This is a genomic window from Cupriavidus agavae, from assembly GCF_004217045.1.
Classification (GTDB): domain Bacteria; phylum Pseudomonadota; class Gammaproteobacteria; order Burkholderiales; family Burkholderiaceae; genus Cupriavidus; species Cupriavidus agavae.
This window is the reverse complement of sequence record NZ_SGXM01000001.1, coordinates 421677-435602: the sequence shown is the minus strand read 5'-3', so window position 1 is coordinate 435602 and position 13926 is coordinate 421677. Positions and strand designations below refer to the sequence as shown.

The 13926-nt window shown below is 65.9% G+C and carries 16 protein-coding genes and 1 tRNA gene; 8 read left to right on the top strand and 9 right to left on the bottom strand.

Annotated features, from left to right (window positions below; all coding sequences use genetic code 11):
- Nucleotides 1–103 precede the first annotated feature (103 nt).
- Entirely contained in the window at nt 104–673 is a 570-nt protein-coding gene (locus tag EV147_RS02035) for a flavin reductase family protein (protein WP_198680159.1), read from the top strand.
- Here the strand turns inward: EV147_RS02035 and EV147_RS02030 are convergent.
- Nucleotides 670–1152, bottom strand: coding sequence for an Lrp/AsnC family transcriptional regulator (locus EV147_RS02030; protein WP_130389455.1), 483 nt, complete (start codon nt 1150–1152; stop codon nt 670–672). The two genes, EV147_RS02035 and EV147_RS02030, sit on opposite strands and share 4 nt — an antisense overlap.
- Before the next feature lie 153 nt (nt 1153–1305).
- Between EV147_RS02030 and kynB the strand changes: the two genes are divergently transcribed.
- Genes kynB through kynA form a run of 3 tightly spaced genes read left to right on the top strand, consistent with a single transcriptional unit; the run spans nt 1306 to nt 4131 of the window.
- Nucleotides 1306–1953 carry an arylformamidase gene (gene kynB / locus EV147_RS02025; RefSeq protein ID WP_130389454.1) on the top strand — a complete coding sequence of 216 codons (648 nt, stop codon included), beginning with the start codon at nt 1306–1308 and terminating at the stop codon, nt 1951–1953.
- Nucleotides 1954–1986: 33 nt separating this feature from the next.
- A complete protein-coding gene (gene kynU / locus EV147_RS02020) occupies nt 1987–3243 on the top strand; it encodes a kynureninase (RefSeq protein WP_130389453.1) in 1257 nt (418 codons plus the stop codon).
- 12 nt (nt 3244–3255) lie between these two features.
- Entirely contained in the window at nt 3256–4131 is an 876-nt protein-coding gene (kynA, locus tag EV147_RS02015) for a tryptophan 2,3-dioxygenase (protein ID WP_130389452.1), read from the top strand.
- A gap of 55 nt (nt 4132–4186) precedes the next feature.
- Here kynA and EV147_RS02010 read toward each other — a convergent pair whose 3' ends face one another.
- Nucleotides 4187–5011 carry an IclR family transcriptional regulator gene (locus EV147_RS02010; RefSeq protein WP_130389451.1) on the bottom strand — a complete coding sequence of 275 codons (825 nt, stop codon included), beginning with the start codon at nt 5009–5011 and terminating at the stop codon, nt 4187–4189.
- Nucleotides 5012–5233: 222 nt separating this feature from the next.
- Here EV147_RS02010 and EV147_RS02005 point away from each other — a divergent pair, with 222 nt between their 5' ends.
- A complete protein-coding gene (locus tag EV147_RS02005; RefSeq protein ID WP_130389450.1) occupies nt 5234–6427 on the top strand; it encodes an acyl-CoA dehydrogenase in 1194 nt (397 codons plus the stop codon).
- 164 nt (nt 6428–6591) lie between these two features.
- On the opposite strand, the gene EV147_RS02000 is transcribed toward EV147_RS02005, so the two are convergent.
- A complete protein-coding gene (locus EV147_RS02000; protein ID WP_130389449.1) occupies nt 6592–7230 on the bottom strand; it encodes a peroxiredoxin in 639 nt (212 codons plus the stop codon).
- Between the two features lie 257 nt (nt 7231–7487).
- Here EV147_RS02000 and EV147_RS01995 point away from each other — a divergent pair, with 257 nt between their 5' ends.
- The 3 genes from EV147_RS01995 (at nt 7488) to EV147_RS01985 (ending at nt 8859) form a co-directional block, all read left to right on the top strand.
- On the top strand, nt 7488–7805 hold the full coding sequence (locus EV147_RS01995; RefSeq protein WP_315594863.1) for a DUF883 family protein: 318 nt from the start codon (nt 7488–7490) through the stop codon (nt 7803–7805).
- A gap of 152 nt (nt 7806–7957) precedes the next feature.
- Nucleotides 7958–8335, top strand: a complete 378-nt coding sequence (locus tag EV147_RS01990; RefSeq protein ID WP_130389448.1) for a phage holin family protein — start codon at nt 7958–7960, stop codon at nt 8333–8335.
- Nucleotides 8332–8859, top strand: a complete 528-nt coding sequence (locus EV147_RS01985) for a DUF3318 domain-containing protein (RefSeq protein ID WP_130389447.1) — start codon at nt 8332–8334, stop codon at nt 8857–8859. The genes EV147_RS01990 and EV147_RS01985 overlap by 4 nt, the downstream gene beginning before the upstream one ends.
- A gap of 65 nt (nt 8860–8924) precedes the next feature.
- Here the strand turns inward: EV147_RS01985 and EV147_RS01980 are convergent.
- The 6 genes from EV147_RS01980 to tolB all read right to left on the bottom strand — a co-directional run bounded on the left by EV147_RS01980 (nt 8925) and on the right by tolB (nt 13715).
- A tRNA-Lys gene (locus EV147_RS01980) sits at nt 8925–9000 on the bottom strand.
- A 61-nt stretch (nt 9001–9061) separates the two neighbouring features.
- The gene (locus tag EV147_RS01975) at nt 9062–10177 is read right to left on the bottom strand and encodes a YeeE/YedE family protein (RefSeq protein WP_130389446.1); all 1116 of its coding nucleotides are present in this window, start codon (nt 10175–10177) and stop codon (nt 9062–9064) included.
- A gap of 54 nt (nt 10178–10231) precedes the next feature.
- Entirely contained in the window at nt 10232–10915 is a 684-nt protein-coding gene (gene queC / locus EV147_RS01970; RefSeq protein ID WP_130389445.1) for a 7-cyano-7-deazaguanine synthase QueC, read from the bottom strand.
- A gap of 126 nt (nt 10916–11041) precedes the next feature.
- Nucleotides 11042–11800: a tol-pal system protein YbgF gene (gene ybgF / locus EV147_RS01965; RefSeq protein WP_130389444.1), complete on the bottom strand. Its 759-nt coding sequence runs from the start codon at nt 11798–11800 to the stop codon at nt 11042–11044.
- A gap of 29 nt (nt 11801–11829) precedes the next feature.
- Complete coding sequence (pal, locus tag EV147_RS01960; RefSeq protein ID WP_198680158.1) at nt 11830–12339, bottom strand: peptidoglycan-associated lipoprotein Pal; 510 nt, start codon at nt 12337–12339, stop codon at nt 11830–11832.
- A gap of 35 nt (nt 12340–12374) precedes the next feature.
- Entirely contained in the window at nt 12375–13715 is a 1341-nt protein-coding gene (gene tolB, locus EV147_RS01955; RefSeq protein ID WP_130389443.1) for a Tol-Pal system beta propeller repeat protein TolB, read from the bottom strand.
- Nucleotides 13716–13926: the final 211 nt, after the last annotated feature.

The following is a 13926-nucleotide window of genomic DNA, read 5'->3' as shown; positions in this document are numbered from 1 at the left end:
GGCAGGCCACCGATGTTGCCGCCCTCGCGGATTAGCTTGAGCGTGTTGAATGCGCGCTGGGCAACCCGATATGAAGATCATGGAATTGTGTGGAGCCCGAGACATGGGCATGCCAGAGGCCGAGGAACCCGTCATGGGTCGCAAGGCTACCGCCCCCGATTTTGACAGCCAGCATTTCAAGCGGGCGCTGTCGCAGTTTGCTACCGGCGTGACCGTCATCACCACGCGGGCGGCCGGACATCCCTACGCCAACGGCGCGCCGTTCATCGGCATCACCGCCAGCTCGTTCAACTCGGTCTCGCTCGATCCGCCGCTGGTGCTGTGGAGCATGGCGCATCGCGCCAACAGCCTGCCGATGTTCCGCGATGGCTCGCACTACATCATCAATGTGCTGTCGGCGTCGCAACTGGACTTGTGCCAGCGTTTTGCCACGCTCAAGGGCGACCGCTTCTCGGGCGTGGACTACCGGCTCTCCGCCACCGGCCTGCCAATCCTGGGCAGCGCACTGGCCTGGTTCGAGTGCCACAACCGCAGCCGCTACGACGAAGGCGACCACGTGATCTTCGTTGGCGAAGTGGAACGTTGCGGCATCCTCGACGAAGGCGGCGAGCCGCTGGTGTTCCAGGGCGCCCAGTTCTCCACGCTCTGCCCGCTCGATCCCACTGACCGCTAGGCGGTTTCCTTCCCCTTGAGGATCGCCAGCGGCGATCCTCCGGTCTTGATCCGCTGCAACACGATGTTGGAGCGGATGTCCATGACCCCCGGCGTGCGGTAGAGCCGGTTCACGATGAAATCCGAGTAGTGCTTCAGGTTGCGCGCCTGCACGCGCAGGATGTAGTTGCTGTCGCCGGTAATCACATAGGCCGTGAGCACTTCCGGCCACGTCTGCACCACGGCGTTGAACGTGTCGTGCCAGCCTTCCACATCGTGCCGCATCGACACCTGCACGATGGCCTCGATCTCCAGCCCCAGCTGCTCCGCGTCGAACCACGCGCGGTAGCCCCCGATCACCCCACCCTCCTCCAGCAGTCTCACGCGCCGCAGGCAGGCTGACGGCGAGAGCGCCACCTTGTCGGCCAGGTCCTGATTGCTGATACGGCCGTTCGCCTGCAGGGCGCTCAGGATGCGCAAATCGATAGGATCGAGAGTCATGTCGCAGAATCCACGTTTTTTTGTCGGATTCGCACAATTCTATGCGAAGACACCGCGTTGGAGCGCCGCAATTCGCAAGCCTCTTCTGAAGGGATTTGACTATGATCCCAGCACGCACCGCGTCTTCAGAAACGCCCCCGAGACTCCACGCCCATGCCGAACGCCCCCGCAGAATCCCGCCGCATCTGGGATATCACCCCGCCGGTTTCCGATGCCACCCCGGTCTGGCCCGGCGACACGCCGTTCCGCCATGAACCCGCCTGGCAACTCGACGAGCACTGCCCGGTCAACGTTGGCCGGATGACGATGTCGCCGCACACGGGCGCCCATGCCGACGCCCCGCTCCACTACTCCGCCAACGGCGCGCCGATTGGCGAGGTGCCGCTCGACGCCTACCTGGGCCCGTGCCGGGTGATCCACTGCATCGGTGCCGCGCCGCGCGTGAAGCCGCACCATATCGGGCAGGCACTGGCCGGCGTGCCGCCGCGCGTGCTGCTGCGCACCTACGAGGCGGCCCCGCTCGGCCGCTGGGATCCGGCCTTCTGCGCCGTGGCGCCCGACACCATCGCGCTGCTGGCGCGGCACGGCGTGAAGCTGATCGGCATCGACACCCCCTCGCTGGACCCCGAAACCTCGAAGACGATGGACGCCCACCATGCCGTGCGCGACCACCGGCTGGCCATTCTCGAAGGCATCGTGCTGGACGACGTGCCGGCCGGCGACTACGAACTGATTGCGTTGCCGCTGCGGCTGGCCACGCTCGACGCCAGCCCGGTCCGCGCCGTGCTGCGCGCGCTTTGACACCCTTCCCTATTCCAGGACGCTGCATCCAACATGACAAACCTGACGCGTGAACGCTGCCAGGCGATGGACCGGGACGACCCGCTCCACGCGCTGCGCGAACAGTTCGCCTTGCCCGAAGGCGTGATCTACCTCGATGGCAACTCGCTCGGCGCCCGACCGCGCGCCGCTGCGGCCCGTGCCTCGGAGGTGGTCAATGCCGAATGGGGCAACGGCCTGATCCGCAGCTGGAACACCGCCGGCTGGTTCGACCTGCCGCAGCGGCTCGGCAACCTGCTGGCCCCGCTGGTCGGCGCCGGCCACGACGAGGTGGTGGTCACCGATACCACCTCGATCAACCTGTTCAAGGTGCTGGCTGCCGCGCTGCGCGTGCAGCAGCAGCGCGACCCGGCGCGCCGCGTGATCGTGTCCGAAGCCAGCAACTTCCCGACCGATCTCTATATCGCCCAGGGCCTGGCCGACCTGCTGCAGCAGGGCTACGAGGTACGCCTGGTGGACAGCCCGGACCAGATCGACGCCGCCGTGGGCGCCGACACCGCCGTGCTGATGCTGACCCACGTCAACTACAAGACCGGCGAGATGCTCGACATGGCCGGCCTGACCGAACTCGCGCACGCCCGCGGCGCGCTGACCGTCTGGGACCTGGCCCACTCGGCCGGCGCCGTGCCCGTGGCACTGAACGCGGCCAGGGCCGACTACGCAATCGGCTGCACCTACAAGTACCTGAACGGCGGCCCCGGCTCGCCGGCCTTCGTCTGGGTGGCGCCGGCGCTGCGCGACCAGTTCTGGCAGCCGCTCTCCGGCTGGTGGGGCCACCGGGCGCCGTTCGCCATGGCGCCGCAGTACGCGCCGGCCAGCGGCATCGACCGCTTCCTGTGCGGCACGCAGCCGATCACGTCGCTGGCGATGGTGGAATGCGGCCTCGACATCTTCGCCCAGACCAGCATGACCGCACTGCGCGCGAAATCGCTGAAGCTGACCGACCTCTTCATCGAACTCGTGGAAGCCCGCTGCGCCACGCATCCGCTGACGCTGGTCACGCCGCGCGAACACGCGAAGCGCGGCAGCCAGGTCAGCTTCGCGCATCCGGACGGCTACGCGCTGGTGGCCGCGCTGATTGAACGCGGCGTGATTGGCGACTACCGCGAGCCCGCCATCGCGCGCTTCGGCTTCACGCCGCTCTACACGAGCTTCACCGAGGTCTGGGACGCCGTGGAGATCCTGCGCGATGTGCTCGACACCGGCGCCTACCGCGACCCGCGCTTTGCCGTGCGGACGGCGGTGACCTGAGCGGAGCCGATCATGAGTGAATTCAAGGGATGCCCGATGGGCCACGGCGCCGCTCCGGCCGCCGGCGGCGATGGCTGGCACGGCGCGCAGATGGATTTCGCGCGCGACATGAGCTACGGCGACTACCTTGGGCTGGACCAGATCCTGAGCGCCCAGCACCCGCTCTCGCCCGACCATAACGAGATGCTGTTCATCGTCCAGCACCAGACCACCGAGCTGTGGATGAAGCTGATGCTGCACGAACTGCGCGCCGCGCGCGACGCCGTGAAGACCGATCAGCTCCAGCCAGCCTTCAAGATGCTGGCGCGCGTCTCGCGCATCATGGACCAGCTGGTACAGGCGTGGAACGTGCTGGCCACGATGACGCCGCCCGAGTATTCGGCGATGCGGCCCTATCTGGGCGCCTCGTCGGGCTTCCAGTCCTACCAGTACCGCGAGATCGAATTCATCCTCGGCAACAAGAATGCCGCGATGCTGCGTCCGCACGCGCATCGGCCAGAGCATATGAAGCTCGTGGAAACGGCGCTGCAAACGCCGTCGATGTATGACGAAGCCATCCGCCTGATGGCGCGCCGTGGCTTTACCCTCGACGCCGACGTGGTGGAGCGCGACTGGACCCAGCCGCTGGCCTACAACGAATCGGTAGAGGCCGCGTGGCTTGAGATCTATCGGAATCCGTCAGCGCACTGGGAACTGTACGAACTCGGCGAGAAGTTCGTCGACCTCGAAGACGCGTTCCGGCAATGGCGCTTCCGCCATGTCACGACGGTCGAACGCGTGATCGGCTTCAAGCGCGGCAGCGGCGGCACGGAAGGGGTCAGCTACCTGCGCAAGATGCTCGACGTGGTGCTGTTTCCGGAATTGTGGCGGTTGCGCACGGATTTGTAAGCCCGCGATCCTCCCTCTTGTTTTCTCCCCTCTCCAGAGGGAGAGGGGAGAAAACCTACCGCCCCGCCGGGTCCGACAACCTCGCCCCCAGCACCCGCAACGCCGGGGCCAGCTTCTCCCGGAACACCTCCTCGCTGACCGCGCCATACGATGCGCTGCAACTGAGCATGTGCAGATCCCGCTCGCCCACCGGCCGGAACGCCACCGCGCAGGCGTGGATGGCCGGATGCCAGTCGCGGAACGACGCGGCGTAGCCGTCGCGCCCGGCCTCGGCGAGCGCGGCGCGCAGGGGCGCCTCCTGCTGCTTCCACTGCTCGGGAAACGCCTGCGAGAACTCCACCAGCACCCGCTCGCGCTTGCCGGCCGGCAACGCGGCCAGGTAGGCACGCCCCATCGAACTCGATACCAGCGAGAGCCGCGAGCCCACGCCCAGCCCCAGCATCGCGCCGGCGTCGTTGCGGATGGAGTCGAGGTAGATGACTTCCAGCCGCTCGCGTTTGCCCAGCGATACCGACACCCCGTGCGCCTGCGCGAACGCCAGCATGTGCGGCCGCGCCAGCGCCACCACGTCGGACGCCGCCAGATACGAGAACCCCAGCGCCAGCACCCCGGCGTCGAGCGCATACTTGCCGAGGCTGTCGTCGTAGCGCAGGTAGCCCAGTTGCACCAGCGTGCCGGCCAGCCGGCTGACCGTGGCCTTGGGGAATCCGGTCCGGCGCACGAAATCCTGGTTGCCCAGCATCGCCTCGCCGGTGCGGAAGCAGCGCAGCAGTTCCAGCCCCCGGGCCAGTGCCGTGACGAAGTTCGGATCGCTCTCGCGCTCGCGCGGCGCGGCCGCGTCGGGGGCGGCGGCGGACGCAGCGGATGTGTTGGTGGCCAAGACGGCGCTCCAGTCAGGAAAAAGGCGGTTGGTCGATTGTCGAACGCAAATCGCCGGCGCCGCAAAAACGCCAGTTGCAGCGAAAACCGGTTCGGCTATACTAGCTCATCGGAACAAGGTTCCGCAATGCGGAACTGCAAAATTCCCTGGTTGACCCCGGATTCGTGCAGGCCCGAGGCCCGCATCGACCCCAATATCGCCGAACTACGAAGGAGACACGCCATGGCTGCCAACGCCGAATTCAACTGGACCGACCCGCTGCTGCTGGACCAGCAACTGACCGACGACGAGCGCATGATCCGTGACGCCGCCGCGGCCTATTGCCAGGACAAGCTGATGCCGCGCGTGCTCCAGTCGTTCCGCAACGAGAAGACCGATATCGAGATCTTCCGCGAAATGGGCGAACTCGGCCTGCTCGGCCCGACCATTCCGGAGCAGTACGGCGGCCCCGGCCTGAACTACGTCAGCTACGGCCTGATCGCCCGCGAAGTGGAGCGCGTGGATTCGGGCTACCGCTCGATGATGAGCGTGCAGTCGTCGCTGGTCATGGTGCCGATCAACGAGTTCGGCACCGAAGCCCAGAAGCAGAAATACCTGCCCAGGCTGGCCACCGGCGAATGGATCGGCTGCTTCGGCCTGACCGAGCCGAACCACGGCTCCGACCCCGGCTCGATGGTCACCCGCGCCAAGAAGGTGGATGGCGGCTACGAGCTGTCCGGCGCCAAGATGTGGATCACCAACTCCCCGATCGCCGACGTTTTCGTGGTCTGGGCCAAGCTGATGGGCGACGACGGCAAGGAAGCGATCCGCGGCTTCATCCTGGAAAAGGGCTGGAAGGGCCTGAGCGCCCCGGCCATCCACGGCAAGGTGGGCCTGCGCACGTCGATCACCGGCGAAATCGTGATGGACCAGGTGTTCGTGCCCGAAGAGAACATCATGCCGGGCGTCAGCGGCCTGAAGGGCCCGTTCACGTGCCTGAACTCGGCCCGCTACGGCATCGCCTGGGGCGCGCTGGGCGCCGCCGAGTTCTGCTGGCACACCGCCCGCCAGTACACGCTGGACCGCAAGCAGTTCGGCCGCCCGCTGGCCGCCACGCAGCTGGTGCAGAAGAAGCTGGCCGACATGCAGACCGAGATCACGCTGGGCCTGCAGGGCTGCCTGCGCCTGGGCCGCATGAAGGACGAAGGCACCGCCGCGGTGGAAATCACCTCGATCATGAAGCGCAACTCGTGCGGCAAGTCGCTCGACATCGCCCGCGTGGCCCGCGACATGCTCGGCGGCAACGGTATTTCGGACGAATTCGGCGTGATCCGCCACGTGGTGAACCTGGAGGTGGTCAACACCTACGAGGGCACCCACGACATCCACGCGCTGATCCTGGGCCGCGCCCAGACCGGCCTGCAGGCGTTCTTCTGATCCTGCCGGACGGCAACGCCCAAGAAAACGCCCGGCGCGAGGCCGGGCGGAAGCACACTACCAAGGAGACGACGGGCTTGCCCATCGCTTGAAACAACGCTTCCACGACAAAGTCATGCAGTACTGGACCGGGCCGGGGTGAACACCTCGGACCCGGTTTTTCTTTACTTGTTCGGCTGCGGCGTCAGGCGCAGGTACGGACGCACCGCCTTGTAGCCCTTCGGGAATTTCTGGCGGATCACCTCTTCGTCCTTCAGCGACGGCACGATCACCACGTCATCGCCGTCCTGCCAGTTGCCCGGCGTCGCCACGCTGTGGCTGTCGGTCAGTTGCAGCGAATCGATGACGCGCAAGATTTCGTTGAAATTTCTACCGGTGCTTGCAGGATAGGTAATGATCAGGCGGACCTTCTTCTTCGGGTCGATCACGAACAGCGAGCGCACGGTCAGCGTCTCGTTGGCGTTCGGATGAATCATGTCGTAGAGCTCGGACACCTTGCGGTCGGCGTCGGCCAGGATCGGGAAGTTGACCGTGGTCGACTGGGTCTCGTTGATGTCGCCAATCCAGCCCTGGTGCGACGCCACGCTGTCCACGGACAGGGCAATCGCCTTGACGTTGCGCTTCTCGAACTCGCCCTTGAGCCTGGCCGTCAGCCCCAGTTCGGTGGTGCACACCGGGGTGTAGTCGGCCGGGTGCGAGAACAGGACGCCCCAGCCATCGCCGAGCCAGTCATGGAAGCGGATGCGGCCCTCGCTCGATTCTTGCTCGAAGTCAGGTGCGATATCGCCAAGACGCAGTGCCATGAGAAAAGTCTCCGGGAAAAGAGAGATAAAGTAAGGAAAGGTAAGACGAGGTGAACCAGCTTAGTTGGATTGCCATCCAACCCAAACGAATATAAAGTCACTACAAAATCACTCGAAGTCATAAAGACTTCCGCCAGCAGGCTAAGGTTCCGGCCTGACGTGCCGATGACGTAGCGACGAGCTTGAAACCGTGCCCGGCCGCCACATATGCTACTTGGACGACAAGAAACGCCACAAGCAAGGGCGAGCAAGGCAAAATGTCACCACTTGAACCAACCGCCCGCAAACAGGAGAAACTGATGAGCGATGTCAAGACCGTTCTGTCCGACGCCGAAGAACTGCTTAAGCAAGCGGCCTCGACCACCGGCGAGAAAGCTGCCGAACTGCGCGAGCGTGGCATGGGCCTGCTGAAGCAAGCCAAGGAAAAGGCGCAGGACCTGCAAGACGCCGTCGTGACCAAGAGCAAGGCAGCCGCACGCGCGACGGACGATTATGTGCACGATCACCCGTGGCGCGCCGTGGGCGTGGCTGCCGGTGTCGGCTTGCTGGTCGGCCTGCTGCTGAACCGCAAGTAACGCCTGACATCCCGTAGTACGGCCACCGGCTGCGCATCTGTGCCGGTGGCACGCAGTCCGAATACGGACCGGTGCGGCCCCATCAGCCGCCACCGGTCCTTTCCACGCAGATGCCGCCTCTGCCGGCGCATCGTTTTTCCGCCCGGAGCCGCATGAGCGATTCTTCTTCCCCCAAGTTCCTGGACTCCCTGCGCAACCTGACCGGCTCGGTCGTGTCGATGCTGCAGACGCGCCTCGAACTCGCCAGCGTCGAGCTGGCCGAAGAGCGTAGCCGGCTGATGAAGGTGGCGCTGCTGGCCTGCTTCGGGCTGGTGTTCTTCGGCATGGCGCTGATGACCTTCACGCTGCTGATCGCCATCCTGTTCTGGGAAACCTATCGCTGGCAGGCGATTGGCGCCATCGTGGTGTTCTACCTGATCTGCGCCGGCGCCTGCCTGCTGGTGGCCCGCAACAAGGTTCGCAACGCACCGCCGTTGTTCGAAGCCACGCTGGCCGAACTCGACAAAGACCGGGAGATGCTGCGCCAATGACCACGCCCGAAGACGACTCGAACGACGGCCGCCAGCGCCACGACCATCCCCGCCCCGTGCGTTTCACGCGCGAGGTCCGCTTGCCGCTGGCCGTCCGCAAGGAACTGCTGATCACGCGCGCCGCGCTCGAACGCTATGACGCCGTGCAGGCCCTGCACCAGGTCAAGGGCGGCGCCCGCCGCATGACCAGCCTCGGCGCCTGGCTGCCGCGCGCCACCAGCCTGGCCCGCCCGGGCGGCTGGCTCAAGATGCTCGGCATTACCAAGGATTATCCGATGCTGAGCACCGCCATCACGCTGGCGCTGCCGCTGCTGCGCCGCACGCCCGTGGGCCGTGTCGCCTGGAAACTGTCGAAGCTCGGCGCCGTGGCCGGCGCCGGCTATTTCGCCTACAAGACCTGGAACGAGATGCAGCGCGCGGGACGGACCCGCCCGGTGCATGTAGCGCCCGAAGTCGCCGTGCCGGCACCGGTCGCACTCGACACCGGCTTCCGGGACCCGCTGGTGCGGACGCCGCCGGTCTGACTCTCCCTCTGACTCGCCCAAAACGAAAAGGGCCTGTGACTTGCGCCACAGGCCCTTCGTAATGCTGGTGGGTCGTGCGTGACTCGAACACGCGACCAACGGATTAAAAGTCCGCTGCTCTACCGACTGAGCTAACGACCCGGAAAAACTGAATCCGCGATTATAGGGAGCGCCCCCCTGGGTGTCAAGCCGGAGGCCGCCTTCAGGCCATGCTCTCCAGACGCCACATCTGATATTTGAACGCCAGGATGGCGCCGGCGATGATCGTGGCCAGCACGATGAACGAGCCGAGCGCCAGCGTCGAGACGCCGGATAGCCCCTGGCCGATCGTGCAGCCCAGCGCCGTGACGCCGCCCGCCCCCATCAGGATGCCGCCCACCATGTGGTTGGCCACGTCCTCGGCATTGCCGAAGCCTTCCCAGCGGAACGTGCGCGACACCAGCGCATAGGCGCAGGCGCCGGCGATCACGCCGAACACGCTGACGATGCCGATGGTCAGCACCTTGCTCTTGTCGCTGAACATCATCAGCCAGTCGAGCGTGTACGCGTACGGCGCCACGAAGCTCAGGCTCTCCATGCGGCCGCTGTTGGTGGCGACGAACAGTTCTTCGAGCGTGTTCGGGTCTTCCGGCACATAGCCAAGATGGCCCGACACGACCCACATGCCGACGATGATCAGGCCCACGGCCACGCCGCCGAGCAGGTTGTCGAAGGTGCGGAAGCCGTTGCCGAGCAGCGCCCAGACCGCCAGCACTCCGCCCAGCACGAGCCCGAGCGCCAGTTGCAGCGTGCTGCGCGCCATGCCGGTAGCCTGGGCCACCAGCGAGGGCAGATCCTGCGTCGATGGCAGCGTCACGGCCACGGCATCGACCGTATTGACACGCACCACGCCGAACAGGCCACGCAGCGTCATGTAGGCCGAGAGTCCGAGGAACACGAACACCACCAGCGACTTCAGGTTGCCGGCGCCAATCCGCACCAGCGTCTTGCTGCCGCAGCCCGACGCCAGCACCATGCCGAAGCCGAACATCAGGCCGCCCACCGCCGCCGAGAGCCAGCCGAGCTTCGCCGACGTGTAGATCGTCCGGGTCGGATCGATCAGCCCCGCCCAGGCCAGCACGCCGGTGCCGATCATCGCCACGCCGATTGCCAGCACCCACATCCGCATGCGGCTCCAGTCGCCGATGTTGACGATGTCAGACACGGCGCCCATCGTGCAGAAGTGGGTACGCTGCAGCACGGCACCGAACAGGAAGGTCAGCAGGAAGGTGCCCAGCAGCACGGTGTGCGTGATGGCGGGGATGTCGATCTCAGGCATGTCTCAGGGGCTTTGGCTCGTAGGACTACTATTTTTATGGTGGATGCCGGCCGTTCAGGCGGCCGGCTGGTACTGCGTGGGGTCCGCCACGCCGGCCTGCTCGAAGCCGGCCCGGCGGATGCGGCACGAATCGCAGACGCCGCAGGCGCGGCCCGCATCGTCGGCCTTGTAGCACGATACGGTCAGGCCGTAGTCCACGCCAAGCTTGACGCCCGCGCGGATGATCTCGGCCTTGGTCATGTCGATGATCGGCGCATGCACGCGGAAGCGATCGCCCTCGACACCGGCCTTGGTGGCGAGGTTGGCCAGCGCTTCGTAGGCGGCCACGTACTCGGGCCGGCAATCGGGATAGCCCGAATAGTCCACTGCGTTGGCGCCGAAGAACAGGTCGCGCCCGCCGATGGCCTCGGCCCAGCCGAGCGCCAGCGACAGCATGATCGTGTTCCGCGCCGGCACGTAGGTAATCGGAATTCCGCCAGTTTCGCCATCGGTCGGCACGTCGAGCGCATCGTCGGTCAGCGCGGAGCCGCCGAACCGGCGCAGGTCGAGATCGATGATCTCGTGGCGCCGGGCGCCCAGCGCGGCGGCAACTTTCTTCGCCGCGTCGAGTTCGGAGGAATGGCGCTGGCCATAGCGCATCGACAGCGCGTAGGTTTCAAACCCGGCCGCGTTGGCCATGGCGAGTACGGTGGCGGAGTCCAGGCCGCCGGAAAGCAGGACGATTGCACGTTTGGTCATCGGGGTTGCGCGCGGCACAAGCGCGCTGTAGTCACGCCGCGAAGGGCGAAGCGCGTATTTTAGCCCCCCAAAAGAAAAAACCCGCCAACATCGCGGGTTTCTTCCTGTCCTGCCGGATCGTTCCGGTTACTTCAGCGTCTTCAGCCGGTTGCTGGCGGCCTGGGCGCCTTCGGTGCCGGGATACTTCGACACCACCGTCTCCAGCGTCTTCTTCGCGGCCGCCTTCTGGCCGGATTCGAACTGGTTGTTGGCGATGGCGATCATGGCGTCAGGCACCTTCGCGTGCGAAGGGAACTGCTGCACCATGTTCTGCAGGACGAACGTCGAGCCCTTGTAGTCGCGCTGCGCGTAGAGCGAATTGCCGAGCCAGAACTGCGCCAGCGGCAGGTACGGGCTTTGCGGATACTTCTTGGCGAACGCCGAGAAGGCATTGCCCGCGCCCTTGAAATCGCCCGACTGGAACTGCTTGAGCGCGGCGTCGTACTCGGGCTTCTCGGTCGGCTGAGCCAGCCCTTCCTTGCCGTCCACGGTGACCTGCTGCGGCTCGAATTTCTTCAGGCGCGCGTCGAGGTCGGCGTAATAGTCCTTCTGCTGCTTCGTCAGCGTATCCACCGTGTTCTGCAACACCTCGTTCTGACCGCGCAGCCGCGCCACCTCCTGACGCAGACCTTCCATCTGGTTCTGCATGTCGAGCAGCTGGCGGCTGTTCTGGTCAATACGCTGCGATGCCGTCGCCTGGAAACCGTTGAACTGGTCCCGCAGCTGGATCACGGCCTTGCGCGCCTCGTCGTCGTCGAACACGCCGGCGTGCGCGGAGCTGGCTGCCAGCAAGCCGCCGCCGGAGACGGCGACCAGCCACAGCAGGGTGGATACACGAGCATTCATGAAAGCTATTCCGTGGATCAGTCAGTCGATCAGTAGACGATGTCGGCGCGGCGGTTCTCGGCCCACGAGGCTTCGTCGTGGCCGGTGGCCTTCGGCTTTTCCTTGCCCAGGCTCACGGCTTCCATCTGCGACTCGGGCACGCCCAGCGACGACAGCGAACGGCGCACGGCCTCGGCACGCTTCTGGCCCAGTGCCAGGTTGTACTCGCTCGTGCCGCGTTCGTCGGTGTTGCCCTGGATCAGGATCTTGCGGCTCTTGTTGGCGCCCAGGTACTGCGAGTGGGCTTGCAGCAGGCTCTGGTAGTCCGACTTGACGGTGTAGCTGTCGAAGTCGAAGTACACGCTGCGCTTGGCCAGCGGGCCGTTCGGGTCGTTCAGCGGGTCGACGGTCACCGGCGCCACGGCGCGCGGATCGGTCTGTGCGCCGCCGCCCGTGCCGGTACCGGCCTTGGAGGCGTCGTCGAGCTTCACGCCCGAGCTGCAGGCGCCCAGGGCCAGCAGGGCGGCGAGGGCGAGCGATTTCGTCATCATTTTGGTCATGGCTGAGAGACTCCTCTTTTTTGTCTACGACTCAATTACTGCATGAAAGGGCCCCAGGACGGCTCGCGAACCTCGCCGGACTGGAGCGACAGAACCTGTTTCGTACGGCCGTCCGTCGAGACCGCCGCCAGTACCGAGCGGCCGCCCACGCGGGTGGCGTAAAGAATGTACTTGCCGTTGGCGGCGAAGCTCGGGGCCTCGTCGTTCGACGTATCGGTGAGCGAAGTAACGTCACCGTTGGCCAGGTCCTGTAGCTGGAGGCGGAAGCCGCCCGAACGCGAGATGTAGGCCAGGTACTTGCCGTCCGGCGAGACGCGCGGGCTGACGTTGTAGCCGCCCTTGAACGTCACGCGCTGCGCGGCGCCCGATTCCTCGCCGCCAGCCGGCATGCGGTAGATCTGCGGCGCACCGCCGCGATCGCTCGTGAAGTAGATGCTGCGGCCATCCGGCGCGAACTGCGGCTCGGTGTCGATGGCGCTGCTGCGCGAGATGCGGCGCAGGCCCGAACCGTCGGCATTGACCAGGTAGATCTGGGTGTTGCCGTCGCGCGAGAGCGCCACGGCCAGGCGCTGGCCGTCCGGCGACCACGACGGCGCGCTGTTGTTGCCCTTCTGGTTCGACACCAGCGTGCGCTTGCCCGTGGCCAGGTCATGCACGTAGACCACCGGCTTCCGGGCTTCGAACGAGACATAGGCCACGCGGCGGCCATCGGGCGACCACGACGGCGAGATGATCGGCTCGGTGCTGGACAGCGCCACCTGGGCGTTCTGGCCGTCCGAATCGGAAATCAGCAACTGGTAGCGGTTGCCAACCTTCGACACGTACGACAGGCGCGTGGCGAACACGCCGCGCTCGCCGAGCAGCTTCTCGTAGATGTAGTCGGCGATCTTGTGCGCGGTCACGCGCAGCTGGCTCTGCGATACCGTGAACGCCAGCCCGCCCAGGCTCTGGCCCTTGACCGTGTCATACAGGCGGAAGCGCACTTCGTACTGGCCGTTGGCTGCGGGGGTCACGCTGCCGGCCACGAAGGCGTCGGCGCCCTTGGCCTTCCAGCTGCCGAGATCGACCTGGGCCGATTCGGCCACGGTGGCGCCGGCCGGGTCGATGTTCTTGAAGCGTCCGCTGTTCTGCAGGTCGCTGCGGATCACGGCGGTCAGATTCTGCGCGCCCTGCCCTTCACCCTGGAAGTTGGCAGTGGCCACCGGGTACTGGTTCGAACCCACGCCGGTGATTTCCACGTTCAGTTGCGCGTGCGCCACGCCGGCGGACATCAGCGCCGCCGCCAGCCACGCCATCAGCGCGTGCCGGCTCTGGTCACGGGTGGGGGTGGCGTTCTGGCGCCGGGACAGCCAGTTAGGGGCCCAAAGCTTTCGCATGCTGCTCCTCAGTCGATATCAGGATTCATCGGTACGGCGGGCACAGCAGGTTCGGCACCACGGATGGCATGCGGCTTGGCGCATGCCCCATTTCCGCGTGCGTCTTGCACGCTTGCCGGCCGCGTCAGGCAACCGTTCATGGTAGCGATGGGACCGGAGCCCCACGATGAAGGTTGCATTATGTTGCAAATCATGGCTTTTTCGCCGCTTC

What these genes read in the sequence shown, in the direction of transcription:
- EV147_RS02035 (WP_198680159.1), top strand. Translation starts at nt 104, where the DNA reads ATGGGCATGCCAGAGGCCGAGGAACCCGTCATGGGTCGCAAGGCTACC.
- EV147_RS02030 (WP_130389455.1), bottom strand. Translation starts at nt 1,152, where the DNA reads ATGACTCTCGATCCTATCGATTTGCGCATCCTGAGCGCCCTGCAGGCG.
- kynB (WP_130389454.1), top strand. Translation starts at nt 1,306, where the DNA reads ATGCCGAACGCCCCCGCAGAATCCCGCCGCATCTGGGATATCACCCCG.
- kynU (WP_130389453.1), top strand. Translation starts at nt 1,987, where the DNA reads ATGACAAACCTGACGCGTGAACGCTGCCAGGCGATGGACCGGGACGAC.
- kynA (WP_130389452.1), top strand. Translation starts at nt 3,256, where the DNA reads ATGAGTGAATTCAAGGGATGCCCGATGGGCCACGGCGCCGCTCCGGCC.
- EV147_RS02005 (WP_130389450.1), top strand. Translation starts at nt 5,234, where the DNA reads ATGGCTGCCAACGCCGAATTCAACTGGACCGACCCGCTGCTGCTGGAC.
- EV147_RS02000 (WP_130389449.1), bottom strand. Translation starts at nt 7,230, where the DNA reads ATGGCACTGCGTCTTGGCGATATCGCACCTGACTTCGAGCAAGAATCG.
- EV147_RS01995 (WP_315594863.1), top strand. Translation starts at nt 7,488, where the DNA reads ATGTCACCACTTGAACCAACCGCCCGCAAACAGGAGAAACTGATGAGC.
- EV147_RS01990 (WP_130389448.1), top strand. Translation starts at nt 7,958, where the DNA reads ATGAGCGATTCTTCTTCCCCCAAGTTCCTGGACTCCCTGCGCAACCTG.
- EV147_RS01985 (WP_130389447.1), top strand. Translation starts at nt 8,332, where the DNA reads ATGACCACGCCCGAAGACGACTCGAACGACGGCCGCCAGCGCCACGAC.
- EV147_RS01975 (WP_130389446.1), bottom strand. Translation starts at nt 10,177, where the DNA reads ATGCCTGAGATCGACATCCCCGCCATCACGCACACCGTGCTGCTGGGC.
- queC (WP_130389445.1), bottom strand. Translation starts at nt 10,915, where the DNA reads ATGACCAAACGTGCAATCGTCCTGCTTTCCGGCGGCCTGGACTCCGCC.
- ybgF (WP_130389444.1), bottom strand. Translation starts at nt 11,800, where the DNA reads ATGAATGCTCGTGTATCCACCCTGCTGTGGCTGGTCGCCGTCTCCGGC.
- pal (WP_198680158.1), bottom strand. Translation starts at nt 12,339, where the DNA reads ATGACCAAAATGATGACGAAATCGCTCGCCCTCGCCGCCCTGCTGGCC.
- tolB (WP_130389443.1), bottom strand. Translation starts at nt 13,715, where the DNA reads ATGCGAAAGCTTTGGGCCCCTAACTGGCTGTCCCGGCGCCAGAACGCC.